Origin of the sequence: Pseudomonas rhizozeae (genome assembly GCF_031583775.1) — a bacterium.
GTDB lineage: Bacteria > Pseudomonadota > Gammaproteobacteria > Pseudomonadales > Pseudomonadaceae > Aquipseudomonas.
This window is the reverse complement of the sequence record NZ_JAVLSB010000061.1, coordinates 145052-164765: the sequence shown is the minus strand read 5'-3', so window position 1 is coordinate 164765 and position 19714 is coordinate 145052. Positions and strand designations below refer to the sequence as shown.

Annotated in this window: 18 protein-coding genes; 9 read left to right on the top strand and 9 right to left on the bottom strand. The window is 61.5% G+C overall.

Annotated features, from left to right (window positions below):
* The first annotated feature begins 95 nt into the window (after positions 1-95).
* The 3 genes from RG836_RS22365 to RG836_RS22355 are packed head-to-tail and all read left to right on the top strand — an operon-like array spanning position 96 to position 3661.
* Positions 96-755 (top strand): paraquat-inducible protein A, encoded by a 660-nt coding sequence (locus RG836_RS22365; protein WP_310849652.1) that lies wholly within the window; start codon positions 96-98, stop codon positions 753-755.
* Positions 742-1365: a paraquat-inducible protein A gene (locus RG836_RS22360; protein WP_310849631.1), complete on the top strand. Its 624-nt coding sequence runs from the start codon at positions 742-744 to the stop codon at positions 1363-1365. Before RG836_RS22365 ends, RG836_RS22360 begins: the two co-directional genes overlap by 14 nt.
* Positions 1358-3661 carry a PqiB family protein gene (locus RG836_RS22355; protein WP_310849629.1) on the top strand — a complete coding sequence of 768 codons (2304 nt, stop codon included), beginning with the start codon at positions 1358-1360 and terminating at the stop codon, positions 3659-3661. Before RG836_RS22360 ends, RG836_RS22355 begins: the two co-directional genes overlap by 8 nt.
* Before the next feature lie 40 nt (positions 3662-3701).
* Here the strand turns inward: RG836_RS22355 and RG836_RS22350 are convergent, their stop codons facing one another.
* Entirely contained in the window at positions 3702-4310 is a 609-nt protein-coding gene (locus RG836_RS22350) for a LysE family translocator (protein ID WP_310849628.1), read from the bottom strand.
* A gap of 110 nt (positions 4311-4420) precedes the next feature.
* On the opposite strand from RG836_RS22350, the gene RG836_RS22345 reads away from it, so the two are divergent.
* Positions 4421-5284, top strand: coding sequence for a LysR family transcriptional regulator (locus tag RG836_RS22345; protein ID WP_310849627.1), 864 nt, complete (start codon positions 4421-4423; stop codon positions 5282-5284).
* Between the two features lie 81 nt (positions 5285-5365).
* On the opposite strand, the gene mksF is transcribed toward RG836_RS22345, so the two are convergent.
* Genes mksF through mksB form a run of 3 tightly spaced genes read right to left on the bottom strand, consistent with a single transcriptional unit; the run spans position 5366 to position 10177 of the window.
* Entirely contained in the window at positions 5366-8206 is a 2841-nt protein-coding gene (gene mksF, locus RG836_RS22340; RefSeq protein ID WP_310849625.1) for an Mks condensin complex protein MksF, read from the bottom strand.
* Positions 8203-8907 carry an Mks condensin complex protein MksE gene (mksE, locus tag RG836_RS22335; RefSeq protein WP_310849624.1) on the bottom strand — a complete coding sequence of 235 codons (705 nt, stop codon included), beginning with the start codon at positions 8905-8907 and terminating at the stop codon, positions 8203-8205. The genes mksF and mksE overlap by 4 nt, the downstream gene beginning before the upstream one ends.
* Positions 8897-10177 carry an Mks condensin complex protein MksB gene (gene mksB / locus RG836_RS22330; RefSeq protein WP_310849623.1) on the bottom strand — a complete coding sequence of 427 codons (1281 nt, stop codon included), beginning with the start codon at positions 10175-10177 and terminating at the stop codon, positions 8897-8899. The genes mksE and mksB overlap by 11 nt, the downstream gene beginning before the upstream one ends.
* A 228-nt stretch (positions 10178-10405) precedes the next feature.
* Between mksB and RG836_RS22325 the strand changes: the two genes are divergently transcribed.
* Entirely contained in the window at positions 10406-11158 is a 753-nt protein-coding gene (locus RG836_RS22325; RefSeq protein WP_310849651.1) for an energy transducer TonB, read from the top strand.
* Positions 11151-11603, top strand: a complete 453-nt coding sequence (gene rimI / locus RG836_RS22320; RefSeq protein WP_310849621.1) for a ribosomal protein S18-alanine N-acetyltransferase — start codon at positions 11151-11153, stop codon at positions 11601-11603. The genes RG836_RS22325 and rimI overlap by 8 nt, the downstream gene beginning before the upstream one ends.
* 100 nt (positions 11604-11703) lie before the next feature.
* On the opposite strand, the gene RG836_RS22315 is transcribed toward rimI, so the two are convergent.
* Entirely contained in the window at positions 11704-12108 is a 405-nt protein-coding gene (locus RG836_RS22315) for a serine kinase/phosphatase (RefSeq protein WP_310849619.1), read from the bottom strand.
* Between the two features lie 153 nt (positions 12109-12261).
* Between RG836_RS22315 and can the strand changes: the two genes are divergently transcribed.
* Entirely contained in the window at positions 12262-12906 is a 645-nt protein-coding gene (gene can / locus RG836_RS22310; protein WP_310849616.1) for a carbonate dehydratase, read from the top strand.
* A gap of 62 nt (positions 12907-12968) precedes the next feature.
* Here can and RG836_RS22305 read toward each other — a convergent pair whose 3' ends face one another.
* The 3 genes from RG836_RS22305 to RG836_RS22295 form a co-directional block, all read right to left on the bottom strand.
* Positions 12969-14162, bottom strand: coding sequence for a hypothetical protein (locus RG836_RS22305; protein ID WP_310849615.1), 1194 nt, complete (start codon positions 14160-14162; stop codon positions 12969-12971).
* Between the two features lie 62 nt (positions 14163-14224).
* Positions 14225-15874, bottom strand: a complete 1650-nt coding sequence (locus RG836_RS22300) for a J domain-containing protein (RefSeq protein ID WP_310849614.1) — start codon at positions 15872-15874, stop codon at positions 14225-14227.
* A 12-nt stretch (positions 15875-15886) separates the two neighbouring features.
* Positions 15887-17584, bottom strand: a complete 1698-nt coding sequence (locus RG836_RS22295; RefSeq protein WP_310849613.1) for a molecular chaperone HscC — start codon at positions 17582-17584, stop codon at positions 15887-15889.
* A 30-nt stretch (positions 17585-17614) separates the two neighbouring features.
* Between RG836_RS22295 and RG836_RS22290 the strand changes: the two genes are divergently transcribed.
* A complete protein-coding gene (locus tag RG836_RS22290) occupies positions 17615-17878 on the top strand; it encodes a hypothetical protein (protein WP_310849612.1) in 264 nt (87 codons plus the stop codon).
* A 34-nt stretch (positions 17879-17912) separates the two neighbouring features.
* Positions 17913-18203, top strand: a complete 291-nt coding sequence (locus RG836_RS22285; RefSeq protein ID WP_310849611.1) for a nucleotidyltransferase family protein — start codon at positions 17913-17915, stop codon at positions 18201-18203.
* Between the two features lie 51 nt (positions 18204-18254).
* On the opposite strand, the gene RG836_RS22280 is transcribed toward RG836_RS22285, so the two are convergent.
* Complete coding sequence (locus RG836_RS22280) at positions 18255-19673, bottom strand: short-chain fatty acid transporter (RefSeq protein ID WP_310849610.1); 1419 nt, start codon at positions 19671-19673, stop codon at positions 18255-18257.
* Positions 19674-19714 lie beyond the last annotated feature (41 nt).

The window sequence follows — 19714 nt, the reverse complement described above, 5'->3', positions numbered from 1 at the left end:
ATAAAGTCGGCGCCGCGTTACGCACAAATTTGCGCAGTTATTTTCGAGCGACAACACTAGAATACCTCCAACCTTTTTCAGAGCCTGAGCCCTTTATGGCAGATCCGGTTGACGCCCCAGGGCTGTCAGATTTACCGCTGGAAGATGTGGTCGCGTGCCACGAGTGCGATTTGCTGATGCGCAAGCCGCCGCTCGCCCGCGGAGAGAAAGCAATCTGCCCGCGCTGCGGTTACGAGCTGTACGCCCATCGACATAATGTGGTGCGGCGCAGTCTCGCCTTGGTCATCACGGCACTGTTGTTGTACGTGCCGGCGAACTTTTTACCCATCATGCAGCTCAATCTACTCGGGCAGACGTCACACGATACTGTGTGGACGGGCGTGGTCGGTCTGTTCAATAGCGGCATGCAGGGCGTTGCCGTGGTGGTCTTCCTCTGCAGCATGGCCATTCCGCTGCTGAAGTTGCTGTGCCAACTGGCGGTGCTGCTGAGTATCCGTCTGGATATCGGGCGCAACTACGGCCTGTTGCTCTATCGCATTTATCACCATCTGCGGGACTGGGGCATGCTCGAGGTCTACCTCATGGGCGTGCTGGTGGCCATCGTTAAGCTCGTCGATATGGCGTCGGTGAGCTTGGGCCTGGGGTTGGCGTGTTTTATCAGTCTGTTATTGATCCAGGCCTGGCTCGAAGTGGTGATGTCGCCGCACCAGATCTGGCAAGCGCTGTCAGGAGAAGATGCCCATGCGGGCGATTGATGCGGGCATTCTGATTTGCACGGAGTGTCATGAGTTGAACAAGCAGGAGGCTGACACTGACGGGCAGGAATGTACCCGCTGCGGTGCACGGGTGCATGGCCGCCGCCCCAACAGCGTTGCGCGGACTTGGGCTTTGCTGGTGACGGCCGCGATTCTCTACATCCCGGCCAATGTGCTGCCGATCATGACGGTCGTCTCGTTGGGCCAGGGCGATCCCAGCACCATCATGTCGGGCGTAATTCAACTGGCGCAGCACGGCATGATCCCCATCGCCGCCGTGGTGTTCGTCGCCAGCATCCTGGTGCCGACGTTCAAACTCGTGGGCATCGCCTTGTTGCTGTTTTCCGTACAGCGCCGCCAACCGCTTTCAGCGCGTCAGCGGATCTGGATGTACCGCTTCATCAAGTTCATCGGCCGCTGGTCGATGCTGGATATTTTTGTGATTGCCATCCTGGTGGCGGTGGTGAACTTTGGACGGCTGGCCAATGTAGAGGCCAACCTCGGCGCTGTCGCTTTTGCCAGTGTGGTGATTCTGACGATGCTGGCCGCAGTAACTTTCGATCCCCGACTGATTTGGGATAACACGGAGTCGGACGACGACCATGACTGATTTGCCTAAAGCGAAAACCCGACCGGCTTCGAACTGGTCGGCCATTTGGGTGTTGCCCCTGATTGCCTTGATTATCGGCGGCTGGCTCGGCTGGAAAGCCTACAACGAGACCGGGCTCGAAATTCAGGTGCGCTTCGAAAGCGGTGAAGGCATCCAGGCCAACAAAACCGAAGTGGTCTACAAAGGCATGTCGGTCGGCAAGGTGAAGACCCTCAAACTGGATGACGAAGGCAACTCGAAAGGCGTGATCGCCACCGTCGAGATGAACAAGGACGTCGAGCAATACCTCAAGACCAGCACCCGCTTTTGGCTGGTCAAGCCGAGCGTCACCTTGGCCGGGATCACTGGCCTGGAGACCCTGGTGTCGGGCAACTACGTTGCGATCAGCCCCGGCGAAGGCGAGCCGACCCGCAAATTCAAGGCCCTGGCCGAAGAGCCACCGCTGTCCGATTCCAAGCCCGGCCTGCACCTGACGATCAAGGCTGATCGACTCGGTTCGCTCAATCGCGGCAGCCCGGTGTTTTACAAGCAGATCAAAGTCGGCCAGGTCAAAAGCTACTTGCTGTCGGAAGACCAAAGCACCGTCGAGCTCAAAGTTTTCATCGAGCCGACCTACGCCAACCTAGTGCGCAAACACACGCGTTTCTGGAACGCCAGCGGCATCAGCATCGACGCCAACCTCTCCGGCGTGAAAGTACGCAGCGAATCTCTGGCCAGCATCGTCGCCGGCGGTATCGCCTTCGCCACCCCGGAAAACCGCAAAGACAGCCCGCCCACCGACCCGAGTCTGCCATTCCGTCTATACGAAGACTTCGATGCGGCCGCTGCGGGGATTCGGGTCAAGGTCAAGCTGACCGATTTCGAGGGCATGCAGGCCGGGCGCACGCCGGTGATGTACAAAGGCATCCAGGTCGGCGCGCTGAAAGCGCTGAAGATTGATCCGGACCTGTCCAGTGCCACCGCCGAATTGACCCTGGACCCACTGGCCGAGGATTACCTGGTTGATGGCACGCAGTTCTGGGTGGTCAAGCCATCGATCTCACTGGCCGGCATCACCGGTCTGGAGGCGCTGGTCAAAGGTAATTACATCGCCATCCGTCCTGGCGACAAGGGTGGCGCGCCCAAGCGTGAATTCGAAGCACGGCCCAAGGCGCCGCCGCTGGATCTGCGCGCGCCTGGCCTGCACCTGGTGTTGTTCACCGACAACCTGGGTTCGCTGGAGGTCGGCAGCCCGATCCTCTACAAGCAGGTCAAGGTGGGGTCGGTGCAAAGCTACCAATTCTCCAAGACCAAGAAACAATTGGTCATCGGCGTGCACATCGAGAAGGAATACGAAAACCTGGTCAACGCATCGACGCGATTCTGGAATGCCAGCGGGATCACCTTAAGCGGCGGCCTTACCGGCGGCATTCAGGTCAAGAGTGAGTCCCTGCAAAGCCTGATGGCCGGCGGTATTGCGTTCGAAACGCCGGAAGCCAAGGCGCCGCTGCAAAAGCGTGTACCGCGTTTCCGCTTGTTCACCAGCCACGAAGAAGCGAACCAGAAGGGCACCGTGATCACCATTAAGCTCGACCGCGCCGATGGCTTGCGGCCAGGCACGCCGGTACGGTTCAAAGGGCTGGATGTCGGCAAGGTCGAAGACGTCGACCTCAGTGATGACCTGCAATCGGTGATGCTTACCGCGCGCATCAGCGAAGTGCCGGAGCGTATCGCCCGGTCCGGCAGTCAGTTCTGGGTGGTCAAGCCCGAGTTGGGGCTGATCAAGACCGCCAATCTGGAGACCCTGGTCACCGGTCAATACATCGAAGTGCAACCGGCGGCAAAGAACCTCGGTCCGCAGAAGAACTTCGTGGCTTTGGCCAATCCGCCGGAGGTCGTGACTAAAGAGGCGGGGCTGAGCCTGGTCTTGAGTGCTGCCCGGCGCGGGTCGCTGAAAACCGGCGTGCCGGTCACCTACCGTGAAGTCACCGTCGGCAAGGTCACCGGTTACGAACTGGGCCAGACCGCGGACCGGGTACTGATCCACATCCTGATCGAGCCCAAGTACGCGCCTCTGGTGCGCAGCGGTACGCGATTCTGGAACAGCAGCGGTTTCGGCTTTGATTACGGATTGTTCAAAGGCGCGACCATGCGCACCGAGTCGCTGGAAACCCTGATCCAGGGCGGGATCGCCTTCGCTACGCCGGACGGCGATCGAATGGGCAACGCTGCGCGGCCTGAGCAGACCTTCCCGTTGTTCGATAAATTCGAAGATGAATGGCTGACTTGGGCGCCGAAGATTTCACTCGGTAAATAGCGGATGAAGGGGCGTCCAGCGCGCCCCTTTTCACATGCCTTCAGGAATGGATCGGCAACGCCAGTCCGAACAGTACAAAAAACCCGCCACAGACTTTGTTGAAGCGCCGCCCGGTCCTGGCTAACCACGGCCGGACCCGGTGTGCAGCGCTGGCCACCATGTATTCAACGATGAACTCCACCACGGCGTAGGTCAGCGCAATGGTGATCGTCTGCGCGATGATATTGCGGTGCGGATCGAGGAAGGGCGGGATAAACGCCGTAAACAGCAACAATGCCTTGGGATTGGAAATCGCCGAAACCAACCCCTGACGGAACAGCGACCACCGGCGGAAGGTGGTCGTATCAGTCGCTTCAAGACTCACCGGCGCCGACCGCCAAAGTCCGAAACCGAGCCAGATCAAATACAAGCCGCCAACAATCTTCAACGCAGCAAACCAGGTGGCCGACGCCTGGATCAGCGCCCCCAACCCCAGCGCACACAGCGACAGCACCAAGGCAAAGCCGAGGACGCCGCCGGTGATGGTGAACAGCGCTTTGCGGCTGCCATGAAGGGCGCCGTGGGTCAGTGCCAACAAAGCGTTCGGCCCTGGCACCACCGAGATGCCGCAGCAAGTAATCAGATACAGCAACCAAGTCTCGAAAGGCATGATCAGATCCGCAGAAATATTCAGGCCCGAAATCTAGCGGGTGAACCACGATCATGAGAAGCGCATAATTCACGTCTTAATCATTCGATTAACGAATAGAGGTGACGACGATGCCTGCCAGCGATTTGCAGATCGATTGGCTCAAGTGTTTTGTGGCGGTGGTGGATGCCGGCTCGTTGTCAGGTGCTGCCCACGAGGTCAACCGATCGCAGTCCGCCGTCAGCATGCAAATGAAAAAACTCGAGGCCGCGCTGGGTCGGCAGTTGTTGAACCGCGGCCCCCGGCACTTGCAACTCACCGCTGACGGCCAGACGCTGCTGAGCTACGCCCGGCGCATGCTCGCCCTGCACGCTGAGACCCAGGCGGCGTTTCACGGTGAAGAATTGACCGGGCGGATCCGTCTCGGCGTGGCCGAGGATTACGCGGCCCGATACCTCACTCCGCTGCTTAAGCGCTTCTCGCCGCGCTACGCCGGTGTGGAAATTGAACTGGACTGCGAGCAGTCCACCGCGCTGATTCCCCGGGTGCGCAGCGGCGATCTGGATCTGGCGCTGGTGTCGCGAGATTCGCCGCAAACCGGCACCTTTCTGTTCGAGGAACCCATGGTCTGGGTCGGCTCGGCGCAGTTCGAACTGTGGCGGCGCGACCCGGTGCCCATCGCCGTCTACGAAAGCGCCAGTCTGGCACGGCGATATGCGGTGGACTCCCTGACCCATCAGGGCCGCCAATTCAAAGTGGTCTACAACAGCTCCAGCCTCGCCGGCCAGGTTGCTGCGGTCGAGGGCGGTCTGGCGATCGCTGCCATCACTCAGTGCACGGTGCAGCCATCGTTGCAGGTGTTAAGCAGTGAGCACGGCTTGGGGCCCATCGCGCCGATGGAAGTCTCGATCCTGCGTAGCCGTGCTTCTCGCGGGTCGAAAGCGGTGAATAGCCTGCATGCGTTCATCATCAGCGCGCTGAGATCCAAGACCTGACATCGCCACACGAAATCTCGACCATAAAAAAGGCCGCGATCCAACAGATCGCGGCCTTTTCTTTGTGCGCTGAAATCCGAATCAGACTTCGTCCAACTCCGGTTCATCCGCTGCCACATTGACGGTGGCCTTGACCTCGTCATGCCGGCGAATGTATTTCCAGTCAGCCTCGTCGATGTAGATCCCCGCCGGGCCGCTGCCGCCTTCCAGGTCGATGGCGACACTGGCGCAGACTTGCGGCTTGACGCTCGCCAGGATCGGCACGAAGCCCAGTTGCAGGCTGGTTTCCAGCAGCGCGGCCTGGTTCTTCTCGTCGATGTCTGCCGCTTCGTCGAGGTAGTACGGCAGGCGCACGCGACCGGCCTGGTCGCGGTCCATCAAGTGCAGCAACAAATACATGTTGGTCAGTGCCTTGATGGTCATGGTGGTGCCGTTGGAGGCCGCGCCGTCGATGTCGGTGTGGATCACCGGTTGACCGTTGACTTTGGTGATCTCGAACGCCAGTTCGAACAAATCCTTCAAGCCGAGCTGGTTGTGGTTGGCCGCCACCAGCCGCGCCAGGTATTCCTTGGCTTCTTCGTTCTTGTTGTCCTGATCGGCGCTTTGGCTGAGGTCGAACACCGACAGGGTTTCGCCTTCCTCGTACTGACCGGCGCTGTGGATGATCTGGTCGATGTGCTTGAGCGCTTCCTTGTTCGGCGCGAGGACGATGCGGAAGCTCTGCAGGTTCGACACCTGACGCTTGTTGATCTCGCGGTTGAACAGCGCCAGTTGGTGCTCGAGGCTGTCGTAGTCGCTGCGGATGTTGCGCAGGGTCCGCGCAATGTCGGTGACCGCCGCACGCCGCGCCTTGCCCAGGGTCAGGGCTTCGTCGGTGCGGTGCGCGTAAGCGTTGATCAACAGTTGCAGACGCCGCTCCATGTCGTCTTCGCTGTCGAACTTGGCCACGCCTTTCAAGCGCACTTGCGCATACAGCGCTTCGATCTGCCCGTCAGCCCGCAGCAGCCCCTGCCAACTGTCCTGATAGTCGTTGAGCAGCGGCAACAGGTTGTCCATGGAGTCGTCGACCGGGTCCATGAATGGCGTGCCGAACGGCATGTCCGCCGGCAGCAACTGGCGACGGCGCAAAGCGTCATCGAGGGTACGCTGCTTGGCTTCCATGTCGGCGATCTGCCGGCCGACCAGTTGCAGCTTGGCCGACAGTTGCTGTACTCGTTCGGTGAAGGCGTCGCTGGAGCGCTTGAGTTCGTCCTGCGCGGCTTCCATCTGCGCGAGCTGTTCCAGCTTGTCGCCTTCCTCGGCGCTGAGGGTTTGCGCGCGGCGGAAATCTTCCAGGGCTTTTTGCGCGTCCAGCACTTGCTGGTACAGCGCTTCGGTCTGGGTCTTGCTCGCCGCGCGGTCAGAGGCTACGGCTTGCTGGGTTTTCAGTTGCTTGAGTTCTTTGTCCAGGCGTTCCTTTTGATCGCGCAGCGCGGCGCGATCGGCCAGGGCTTGCAGGGCCGGCGGCTCGATGTGCGAGATATCGATGGACAGGCCCGGCACGTCGAAGCGCTCGCCTTTGAAGCCATCGAGGATCAGCTCCAGGGATTTGACCCATTGGCCGTCGTCATCCAGCGAGATGCCGTGCTCGCCCAGCGGTAGGCTGAACAACGCGCTGTTGAACAAACGCATCAGGCGCTCGACGTCCTGTTGCGAAAACTCTTCGCGCAGGCGGGCGTAGCTGTTGTTGTCGGCGTGATCGAGTTGTTGCTTGACCGACTTCAGGCGTTTTTCCAGATCCCGCAGGCGTTCCTCCAGGTCTTCGGCGCTGAATTGCCGCGACTGCGCCAGGGCGCCGGCCAGTTCATCGTGCGCGTCCTTGGCCGCCAGCAGTTGCTGTTCCAGGACCTTGACGTCGTCCACCAGGGCGAAGCGATGCTTGAGCACCGACAACTCGCCGAGCCAACGCTGCACGCCGGTGATTTCCCGCTCCAGGCGCATCAATTCCTGAGTGCCGCCGCGTTGATCGTTTTGCAGCGAATCCTGCTCGTTGCGGTAGTGCTCAGCTTGAATCGTCAGTTCTTCCTTACGCGCGCTGGCGTAATCCGACCAAGTCCCGAGCAGTGAATCGAGCAGCGGCGACAGCCGATGCAATTTGCCGCGCAGGATGTCGCGCTGTTTCACGCCGTTGGCCAAGGCTTCGACCAATGGGCCGGCGGCCACCAGCGAGTGGTAGTCCTGCTCCATGCGCCGCACATCGCGGAACGCTTCTTCGCAGGCAGCGATGTAGTCGACGCTGCCGGAGCGCAGGCTGTGCTCGAAGGCATCGAGGAACAATTGCTTGAGCTTGGCCGCGGTGATTTCACGCATGTGCAGCAAGTTGATGAACAGCGCACGGAAAGTCTTCAGGCTCTGCTCGCTGGTGGAACGCAACGGGATCAGCGTCAGGTCCAGCGGGATCGAGGTGTGGCCGCCCACCAGCAACCGGCGCAGTTCATCGGGCTTGAGTTCGTAGGCTTTCAGGCCTTCGCGCTCAAGGTTGGTGAACAGCTCTTTCTGGCGCAGGCAGGTGTCGTTCTTCTGGTAGTGCGCCAGGTCGAGCTTGCCGGCATAAGCGAAGAACTGGTGACCGAAGCCACCGCCCGGGCCGCGCCCGACCACGCCAATCACGTGCGGGCCGTGGGGCAGCGAGACTTCGACGAGGATGTAACTGGTGTCCGAGGCGAAGTAAAAGCGCCGGGACTGTTCCAGGCTGTACTTGCCGAAACTCATGTCCGACATGCGCGCCAGAATCGGGAACTGCAAGGCGTTGATCGAGGCGGATTTGCCGAGATTGTTCGCGCCGTACACCGACAGCGGTTCTTCCAGCGGAAACAGGCCGAGGCTGTAGCCAGCGGTGTTCAAAAGGGCAAAGCGGCGGATGCCGTAGCGTTCCTGGCTCATGCGTCGGTCTCCTGTTCTTCGGCAATGGCGCGGGCGAGGGCGACTTCTTCACTTTCTTCAGCGTCGAATTCGCTTAGATCGAGCGGATCGTCGGTTTCCAGCAGTTTTTCGTCGCTGTCGTCATCGATCAACACCGGCACCGGCAACGGCAATACGCTGTGCAGACTGGCGGCGAGGTCGCGGTCCTGCTGCACCGACAGACACACATCGAGGAAACGGTGCATCGGCGGCAGGAAGCGGTAGATGCCGGTTTCTTCGCTGGCGAAACCGAGCTGCGTCATGCGTCGCATGATTTTTTCTTCGAGTTCTTCGACGGTCTGCACTTCGGCCTGGATAAACAGGTCGCGGTACTTCTCCAGCAGCGACGGCAGTTCGTCGCGGCCCAGGCTGCCGCCGTCGAGTACGGCGATCGGGTCGCGGCCCTGGTCGGCCAGGTGCTCGACCACGATGAAGGTGAACAGCGCCAGGCGTTGCGCGGTCTTGTTCACCGCTGCGGCGGCGTTGTCCGGCACGAAGTAATAGAAGCCACGGGTGTCGCACACCAGCTCAAAACCCAGGGCCTTGAACAAGGTTCGGTACTGGTCCTGGCAATTGGACAGTTGCGCGTACAGCTCGGGGTCGCGGCGGCTGACGTGGTAACCCTTGAACAACTCGCGAAAGATTGGCGCCAGTTGGGACAGTTCGGAAAGATCAAGATGCATTGGGGATGCTCGCAGAATCCTCGGCGGCGCTGTCGCGGGCCGAGAGCAGGGCGAAGGAGCGCAGGCTGACCTGGTGCTCATGGGTGTGGTAGTCGCGACGTTCCAGACGCTCGCGCTTGAAGCGTTTTTCCCGCGACAGGCGCGAGAACCAATAGAGCAATTCGTCGGTGGCGCCGTCCGGCTCCTGCTCCAGCAGCCAGGTCATCAGGTCCGGCATCGGCAGGGCGTCTTCGCAGCGTTCGAGCATCTCGCGCACCGTGCGTGGCGCGCGCGGAACGTGACCGCCGCTGTGGGTCTTGTGCGCCTTGGGGAAACGCGCCGGTTTCGGTTCAAACCGGGCCAGGGCGTAGACGTAGGCTTCGACCTGACTGGCGCTGCCGAGGAAGGTGCTTTGCGGCCGGGTGAACATGGGCATGGCCGCTTGCGGCACGGCATCGAGGCCTTTGCGCCGGATCGCCGCCAAGGCCAGCGCCGCGCCCCGGGTTACCGCGTTGTGCCGGCGCGCTTCTTCGCGCAGCGGCAGCAGCAGTTCGCGTGCGTGGCGCAGGGTCAACTGGGCGCTGGTCTGCATTTCGAGGATGCGCGCGTGGGTGCGCAGCAGCATGTCGTCGTCGACCAGATGGCCGAGGCGCTGCTGCTCGGTGAGCATCTTCAGCAACACATTCTCGACCTTGCGCACGCCTTGTTCGAAGGCGCCGTCAGCGTTGACCAGCTGGATCATCGGTTCGACGTATTCGTCCCAGGTCGCCAGCACTTCGGCGTAGCGCTGACGCAGCGGGATCTGCCGGTCGCTGGTCTTGGCCCGTTCGGCGACGGCCACCAGGGCTTGTTCGTCGTTGGCGAGCTTCTTCAATACATCGCGTACGCGCATGTCGAGCAAGCGCAATTGGCGCGCCAGATCATTGCCGTCGCGGATGTCGAATGCATCCTGGATGTACCCAGCCAAGCGTTCGAGGTGGCGCAGGTAGGCTTCGATTTCCAGGCACAGGCCCAGGCGATGTTCGCGGCGCAGGTAGGCGAGGAAATCGTGGATCTGTGCATTCAGCTCGAAACGGTTCGGGCTTTTCGCCACGGGAACCAGAATGTCGAGGCGAATCCACACGTCCAGCAGGCTGGTGATGTCCTGCGGGGTGCTGTCCAGTTGCTGGGCGGCCAGTTGCGTGCGCAGTTCGTTGAGGCTCAGGGTGCCTTGGTCGAAGTGCTCGCACAGAGGCTCCAGAAGTGCCCAGTGTTCGGCGAGGGCGCGCAAGACGCGCTTGGGTTCGATCATTGGAATGGCCGGCTGGTTGGCGATTAAAAGCCGCGATTGTACTGCATCAGGGGCAATGCGATTCACTCTCGGGACGGGCTGTCGGCTTTTCTTTGGGCAAACGCCGTCGGCGAATCAATCAAGCGCGGGCGATCTTCAGCGAAGGGCGGTAGAATCGCTCCACTTCAGTTATCCACAAGTGGCCGACCCTTGCTAATCGAGTCCCGTCGCCGCGCCTATCTGACCGCCATGCAGGTGGTCAACTGGCTGCCGCGCACCGAGTTGCCCTTCGCCGCGCCGTCACGGCCCGAGTTGCTGGAGATCCAGGAGCCGCCGGTGGTTGGCGCGCCATTGCCGGTGGCAACGCCCGCGCCGGCGGCCAACGCCGCGCCAGTGGTGACGGCGCCACCGGTCGAACGGACGAAAATCGACGTGCCGCGTCCGTCCCTGGCCAGTACTCGCACCAACGCTCAGCCTGAGGAAGAGGCCGCACCGGTGGTGGTCAAGGCGCCCATCGTGCCGCCTCCGCGTTTCTCCCTGCAATTATTGCGCGCAGGCCGTTGCTTGCTGCTGGTGGAGTTACCCACAGGCGAAACCTTCCAGACCCGCGACCCCGCTTACCTGTTGCTCAAGGACATGCTGCGCGCCGCCGGTCTGCCGGACAGCCCGCAAATCGTCGGCGAGCCGGTGCGCTGGCCATTGCTGGCACGCGGCACTATGGACCAGGGGCCGGACGCGGCGCGCGACTTCGTGCAGGGCTTCGTCTCGGCCCGGCTCGAAGACGCTCCCTGCGTGTGTCTGTGGCTGATCGGCCTGCCAGCCGTGCGCTTTGCCGGCGAAGCCAATGCCGAGTCGTTCAACCGTGAGTTGCAAGTCGAAGGCCTGGGCTCGGTCTGGGCCTTGCCCGGCCTGGAATTATTAATGGAAGAGCCACAGCGTAAGGCTGATGTCTGGCAAAGCATGCGTCGGCTGATGGCGCGCTGGAAAGAACCGAATGAGTGACGCTGTATCGTTCCGCCCGATGACCGAGGCGGACTTGGACGCTGTACTGAAGATTGAATACGCGGCGTACAGCCATCCTTGGACCCGCGGGATTTTCACCGACGGCCTGGGCAAGTATCAGATCTGGTTGATGTTCGAAGGCCAGCAACAGGTCGGGCATGGCGTGGTGCAGATCATCCTCGACGAGGCGCATCTGCTGAACATCACGGTCAAACCGGAGAATCAGGGCCGTGGCCTGGGGCTGATCCTGCTGGAGCACCTGATGTCCCGCGCCTACGCCGCTGAGGCCCGAGAATGCTTCCTGGAAGTGCGCGACAGCAATCGCTCGGCGTTTCGCCTGTACGAGCGCTATGGCTTCAATGAAGTCGGCCGGCGCCGGGATTACTACCCGGCGGTCGGTGGGCGTGAAGATGCGGTGGTCATGGCCTGTACCTTGGTGGACTGATTTTCAAAGCTTCGCGAGCAGGCTCGCTCCTACAGGCGCGACGCCAAGCCACTGTGGGAGCGAGCCTGCTCGCGAAGGCGTCCTTGCGGACGCCACAGAGTTAACGCTTGCCATCCAGCGGATCGCGCCGCGCCAGTTCTTCTTCATCTAATCCGTTCCCGCCGCCGATCTCATCCTCATCGACTACGCTCAATTCCCAGTCGGCCGGTTCGTCTTCGCCAGCCTCTCTGGCATCCCGCGCGCCGTCTTCGCGGATCAGGGTTTCCGGGCTCATGTCGTCATCCGTAGACTCGTGGTCATCGGTCGAAGCGCCGGTCAGTCCGGCTTCGCGAACGCGCTCGTCGGGAATCAATTGCTCGCGTTCACCTTCAGGCAATTCATCACCGATTTTCGCGGTCGGTTCGTCTTCGTCGAAATCGAGCTCACGCATCGAACCCATACGGTCTTCGTTATCGTCGATGGGTTCCGGTTGCGCTGCATCGTACGGGCGTCGTGAATCATTCATGGCAATTCCTCATACTGTGGGCCTTACTGGGGTGGACTCACAGGGCTGGCGAGAATTCCGCTGGCCTTCATCACAGGATTTTCTGCGGCGCATTGGTGACCCCGGCGGACGGGCGGCTGTCAAACCAGCGCATCATTCTTGAGGCATCACAGCATGAACGAACTACAAGATCTGATTGATAACAACGAACGCTGGGCCGAAGCGATCAAGCAGGAAGATCCGGACTTCTTCTCCAAGCTGGCCCGCCAACAAACGCCGGAGTACCTGTGGATCGGTTGTTCCGACGCCCGGGTGCCGGCCAACGAGATCGTCGGCATGCTGCCCGGCGACTTGTTTGTGCACCGCAACGTGGCGAACGTGGTGCTGCACACCGACCTCAACTGTCTGTCGGTGATTCAGTACGCAGTGGACGTGCTTAAGGTCAAGCACATCCTGGTCACTGGCCACTACGGCTGTGGCGGTGTGCGCGCGGCGATGCAGGATCGCCAATTGGGCCTGATCGATGGTTGGCTGCGCTCGATTCGTGATCTGTATTACGAACGTCGCGACGAGTTGGCACAGTTGCCGACCGAAGAGGAACGTGTCGATCGCCTGTGCGAGTTGAATGTGATCCAGCAAGTGGCCAACGTCGGCCACACCAGCATCGTGCAGAACGCCTGGCATCGCGGCCAGCCGCTGTCGATCCACGGTTGCATCTACGGCATCAAGGACGGTCGCTGGAAGAGCTTGAACGCCACCATCAGTGGTTTCGAGCAATTGCCGCCGCAGTATCGGTTACGTCCAGTCGGCGCGAGCTAAGCAGCGATCTCAACGCAGCCACAAAAAACGCCGCCCCTGTGCGAACGGGGGCGGCGTTTTTGTTATCGGGAGATGGCGGGCTCGGCCGGCAGCGCTGGCGCGGTGACCGAGCGTTGCGCGGTGACCGCTGTCGGCGAGCATTTGGCCTGCGCCTGAGCGGGCGTCAGGTTGCGGACCGAGGTGAAGAATAGCTCGCAGGTTTTGTCTTTCTGCGTCACTTGCCAGGTCTGCATGCAGTGGCTGAGCAGAGTTTTTGGATCGCTGCCCGGTTGGCTGCCCATGCCCGCCTGCCAGCACGCCGCGCTTAAATCCTGTCCCATGACGCTCAGGCCGGCGGCATCGGCCTTGGCCTGGTCACCGCCATAGCTGGCCGGGTCCGCCGCGTACCAGATGTAACTCGGGTGGTTGGCGCCCAGCACCGGCACCGTCACGCCGTCCGACCAGCGAATCAGCGCCAGGCCCAGCACGTTGACCGTCACCCCGTACTGCGTCTTCAACCAGTTACGCACTGGCGCGCCGAACGCGACCATTGGCAATCCCGTGCCGCTGGCGCTGCGGCTGACCTCCCGGACCATGGTGGTCTGGTAGTCCTTGAAATAGTCGTAGACGCCTTCCAGATCCTTGCCGGCCGAGGAGGGCGCGGCGATGGGTGCGATGTCGATAATGGTCTGGTAGGCCGGCGTCTGTGCGGCGGGAATGCCGTTGTCCTCCAGCAGTTGGGCCCAGCGATCGGTGGTGGCGGACTCCAGATAATCCTGCGCCTGGGTCAGCGAGTAATCCGGCGGAAAGTGCAGCAACTCGACGCTCTTGCGGTTTTCCAGGGCCATGCCCAGCGGCAGGAACAGGTACCAGTTGAACGCCCATTTCTGATCCGCGTTCAGCTTGCTGGCGCCGCTGTAGGCCAGGTCACCCGCGTCGAGCAGCGCGGCCAGCGGTTTTTCGTAACCGGCCGGCACGCCGCTGATGGCCGCGTAAAGCTGCCCATTATCGGTTTTCACTTCGACCTTAGCGGTGCTGTAGCCATCGCGCTGCACACTCTGGGTCAGGTAATGCTCGACCGTTTGCTCCAGGGTCCAGTTGCGAAAACAGATGACGTTGCAGTTGTTGGGATAAGCGAACAGCCGCGTGACCCGTTCCGTGCTGCCCAGCTTGAGGTCGGCGTCGGCATAGGCGTCGGCGCTGCCCAGGGTGGCGGCGGCGAGTGCGGTCAAGGCGAGGGTGGTGCGCAGAAGGGTACGGCGTGCGGGTTTGAACATGCTCAGATCCTTTTCAGCGTGAGCCCGCGGACGGCGGGCGGGGAACTCGCAAAAGCCGGGCGTCAGCCCGGCCGCATGTGGGTCAGCGGGAATCCCGGCCAGTAGCTCTGGCAGAGCACCGTCACGACCACCATCATCAGCAAAAAACCTAACTGCAACGGACTCCAATGTGCCCAATGCAGCGCCGTCAGCCAGGGATGGCGAGCGGCCAGGGCGGGGTCGATGCGGCCCATGCGTCGCTTGTGCAGCAGGCCGATGCTGATGAATCCAAAGTAGCTGACGAACCCCAGCACCCCCAATAACCCGGTGAACAGCGCTAACATGGCCAGTTGCGGCACGCCGTGGCGCAGCAGCAGCCAGCGGCTGTCAGGGTTCACGCGAGGGGGAATCAGGCGCTCGGTCAGGCGCAAATCCTGAGTGATGAACGTGGCCGTGATCGGCTCCCACCAACTCATACCGAGCCGGGCGAACCAGATCGGAATCCACGCGATAAATAATCCGCAGAGGAAACTCAGCCCCGGCGAATACTGGTTGTGTTCGCGATAGAACAACGCCAACGCTACGGCTACCCCGGCCCACACTCTGATCCAGGTTTCTGCCAGCACCGGGCGTGGCAAAAAGCGCCGCCAGAAGTACACATCGCGATACGGCAAGCGTTCGATCAGTTGCGGATACCGCCACTTGAGGTTGTCGGCCAGGTCCTGGCAGGCCTGCCATTCATTCAGGCCAAACCCGTCGATCATTTTCTTTTGCTGCTTGGGCGACATGGGTGTCATCAGCAGATGCGCGGCTTGCACGTCGGCGGCCCAGATGCGGTTGCCGTCGACTTTGTCCTGCAGGTTTTGATAGAAACTTTCCTGCTGGCAGCGCTCCACCAGTGCTTGCCAGATCCACGCCGGCTGCGGGTGCACGCTCTTGGCATCGTCCCAGTCGAACAACCGGCAGACCCGCTCGAACAGCGGCACGCTCCACTGGCTGTCGTGCAGTTGCTGCATAACCATGCTTTGCCACTGCTGACGCCGGTCGAACACCTGCAACCACGGCTGGGCGCTGTAGGCCTTGAGCTGGTTGATGTATTCGCGTTCCTGGCCGTCCTCCAGCCAGTACTGCAATGTCTGCTGGTAATCCTGCAACAAACCGCTGGCCAGCGCGGTTTGTTGCGCCTCGCTCATGGCCACCCGTTGCCACGGCGTCAGCCATTCCAAATGTTGCGCGGCCCAACGGGCGACCGAACTGCGCAACGCCGGATGATCAAAACACAGCTGCAACAAGTGCCGTTCGAACGCCTCAGTGCAGGCCTGCGCTTGCGCCTGTTGCCAGCGCTGGCCGAGGTTCTCGGACGACAAGCCGTCGAGCAACGCACGGGCCGCGACTTCGCTGGCCGGGACGGTCGGTGCCTCGAACAGCGCGGGCTCGACGGGTTTGATGCGCTCGGCGGCATCGCTCGCGGGCTGCAGCGGATCGCGGCGAGTCTCAGCGCCTAGCGGGTCGACCCGGGTGAGTCGCTCGACCACCGTGTCATCAGACGATTCCAGCTCCCGCTCCGCCCGCCAGCGAGCCACGCTGAGCGCGTGCTCGTAGGCTTCGCGCAAACGCTGGAAGCCCTCGGGGTCCTCGTCGGGGCGATGCACCTTGAGCAGCCGCGCATAGCTGCGCTTGATGCTGCGTTCGTCGGCATCCTCGTCCAGTTGCAGCACAGCCCAACACGTCATGGCGCGCGTTCCTTAATGCCAGAAACCGGCGTCCAGGGTTTCCAGTTGCGCATTGAGCTCACCACGCACCTCGCGGATGCGCCGTTCATCCTGGCTTTCCAGCGCATGCTGGAAATACCCGGCCCATTGCGCCACTTGCTGGCGCAGATCACCGAGGCTTTCCTGATACAGCCGCTCGAGCCGCGCCACCAGCAGCGTGTTGACTTGCTGCTCGCGCGGATGAATTTTCAGCAACGCCAGGGCTTGCAGGCGTTTCTGGATGTCTTCCGGGCTCAGCACACCGGGGTTGTTCTCGATCACCAGCGAATGCTGTTCGCCGGTTAGCGGGATGTCGACCTGAGCTTCGAGCAAGCCGTTGTTGTCGTAGGTGAACCGCACGTCCAGCGACACTTCGCCGGCCTTGCGCTTGGGCACCGGGATGTCCAGTTGGCCTAGGGCGACGTTGTCTTTGACCAGGCGGCTCTCGCCTTGAAAGATGTTCACCAGCACGCTTTTCTGATCGTCGTGCATCGTTACCACGGTCTTGACCTTGCTCACCGGCACGATGCTGTTGCGCTCGATGATCGGCATGTAATGGCCGCGTTCGATGTTCTGCCCGATCTGGTTAGCGATCTCGATGCCCAAGGTGTAGGAGCAGACGTCGGTCAGCACCACTTCTTCCAGCGCCGCACTACGCGCCTTCAGCGCTGCCTGCACCGCCGCGCCGTGGGCCACCACTTCATCGGGGTTGAGGGTGATCGACGGAAAACGCCCGAACAGCCCGGCCGCCAGTTTGCGCACCAGCGGCATGCGCGTGGTGCCGCCCACCAGGAGGATTTCATCGAGGTCGCTGACGCGAATCCGTGCATCCCGCAGCGCCCGCTCGATCGGTGCGCGCAAGCGTTCCAGCAACGGTGCGTAGAGTTCGGCGAGTTTTTGCTGGGTGAGCGACAGGCTCCATTGTTCACCACCGACCCGCAGCACGAACTCGGCGCTCGTCTCCTGGCCCAGCGCTTTGCGCACGCGCTCAGCCTCTCGCCGCAACGGCTGGATCACCGCATCGGTCGAGGGGAAATTCGTTACGTTGCGCATTTTGTCGACAAAATGCTGCAGCAGCACTTCGTCGAAATCTTCGCCACCGAGGAAGTTATCCCCAGCGCTGGCGCGGACTTCCATCACCCCTTCGAACAGCTCAAGGATCGACACGTCAAAGGTGCCACCGCCGAGGTCGAACACCAGAAACGAGGTTTCCTTGCCGCGCTGATGCAAACCGTACGCGAGCGCCGCCGCTGTCGGTTCGTTGATCAGTTTGTCCACCTTCAGCCCCGCCAGCTCACCGGCAATCCGCGTGGCTTTGCGTTGGGCATCGCTGAAATAAGCCGGCACGCTGATCACAGCTTCCAGCACCGGCTCGCCGTAGGCGCGTTCGATGTCTTCCTTCAGGCTTTTGAGCACCAGCGCCGAGAGTTCTTCCGGACGAAAGGCGCGGTCACCCAGATACACTTCATGTGCGCTGCCCATGTGTCGTTTGAACAGCGAGGTGGTCTGCTTCGGGTGGGTGTGCAAGCGCTCTTTCGCCGCCTGGCCGACCAGAATCCGGCCCTCGTCATCGAGCCCGACCACACTGGGCGTCAGAAACTGCCCCAAGGCATTGGCCACCAACTCGCTGGATTCCCCACGCCACACGGCTGCGAGGCTGTTGGTGGTCCCCAGGTCAATCCCTACGATCATGACAACGAACTCCCTGCGCTCAGAAAAGGCTTGAAACAGTTAATCGGCGCACAAGGATATTACTGGAGCGGGGAAGTGGTAAAGAAAAGTAGTGGCGCGATGCCATTATTTGCGACGAGCTGGCGTCGTCAGCCTTCATTTGGCAAGCGTGCTTTTTTTCGTGATCTGACATTAGGTGAACGCTGGACTCTTTCACCAGCATTCCACTCAGCCACCATGGTTGTACATGTATGGTTTCAACAAGACGGCTGGCTGCTGAAGGGGGCGGTGTTTCCGATCTGCCAGCACTGCTAAACTCGCGCGAAACTCCATTTGGAACTGGTGACCTATGAAACCGTCCACCGCTCTGGAACTGAAACGTGCGGCTGTCCGAGAGCTTGTAGCTCGCTTTCCAACCAGCAATCCCAGAGTATTTGGTTCGGCCCTGTTGGGGACTGATGTCGAGGGTAGCGATCTCGATTTACTCGTTGACGCACTCCCCGGTACCACCCTTTTTGATTTGGGAGGGCTGCAAGTCGAATTGGAGGATCTGTTGGGCGTGCATGTCGATTTGTTAACCCCTGGCGATCTTCCGCTGAAATTCCGACATCTGGTGCTGGCTCAGGCCTGTCCTGTATGACGCGCAATCAATCGCCCCCGATCAAACGACCCAGGGGCGATTTTTTATGCGTTACGGCATCACCGGCGCGACATACGCCAAGGTTGTCCCCAACGCCCAGAGCAGGAACAGCACGATCGGGGTGTGCACCAGCAGTTGCACGAACGAGAAGCCGATCAAGTCGCGGGCCTTCAGGCCGAGTACGCCGAGCAGCGGCAGCATGTAGAACGGGTTGATCAGGTTCGGCAGGGCTTCGGCGGCGTTGTAGATCTGCACGGCCCAGCCGAGGTGGTACTTGAGGTCGTTGGCCACTTGCATCACGTATGGCGCTTCGATGATCCATTTGCCGCCGCCCGACGGGATGAAGAAACCGAGGATCGCCGAGTACACGCCCATCAGCAGCGCGTAGGTGTCGTGCGAGGCAATCTGGACGAAAAAGGTCGAGATGTGGTGAGCCAGCGTCTGGGCGTCAGTGCCTTTGACGGTGGTCATCAACGCCGCGATCGAGCCGTACAGCGGGAACTGGATCAGCACGCCGGTGGTGGTCGGCACCGCGCGGGAGACCGCATCGAGGAAGCTACGCGGCCGCCAGTGCAGCAGCGCGCCGACCATGATGAACAGGAAGTTGTAGGTGTTCAGCCCGGAAATCGCGCTGATCGCCGGCTTGGTCGAGAACTCATGGAACAGCCAGCCCGCCGCCAGCAGCGCCAGCAGAATGGTCAGCAAGGGGCTGTGTTCCAGCCATTCGCCGGGACGGGTGCGCGGTTGCAGTGGCGGCAGGTTGAAGGCGGGATCGACCCCGCAGGCCTCGGCGTCGCGGGCGGAATTCGGGCCGGGCGCGGTGGCATAGGCGACGATCAGCGAGACGATGATCAGCGCCAGCAGCATCACGCCGGACTGCCACAGGAAAATGGTTTGCGTGAACGGGATCACCCCGGTAATCGACAGAATCGACGGCGGCAGGCTGGCCGGGTTGGCCTGCAATTGCGCGGCCGACGACGACAGGCCCAAGGCCCACACCGCGCCCAGGCCCAGGTAAGCGGCAGCACCGGCGGCGCGGTAGTCCATTTTCAGATCGGTACGGCGGGCGAGGGCGCGAACCAGCAAACCGCCGAACACCAGCGACAAGCCCCAGTTGAGCAGCGATGCGACCATGGAGATCAACGCCACCCAAGCCACCGCCGAGCGGCCGTTTTTCGGGATCTTCGCCAAACGGTCGATCAGCTTGACCGCGGGCGGTGAGCTGGCGACCACGTAACCGCCGATCACCACGAAGGCCATCTGCATGGTGAACGGGATCAGGCTCCAGAACCCGTCACCGAACGCCATCGCGGCGTCGGTGGGTTTGGCGCCCATGGCCAGGGTGGCCACGGCGACGATAATCACTGCCAGCGCGGCAAACACCCAGGAATCGGGGAACCAGCGTTCGGCAAAATTGGAGCAGCGCAGGGCAAAGCGCGCATAGCGGCTATCTTCGATATCGGCGGCCACGTCGTGAACCTCGGTTATTTTTATGATTGTTGGCGTATTCA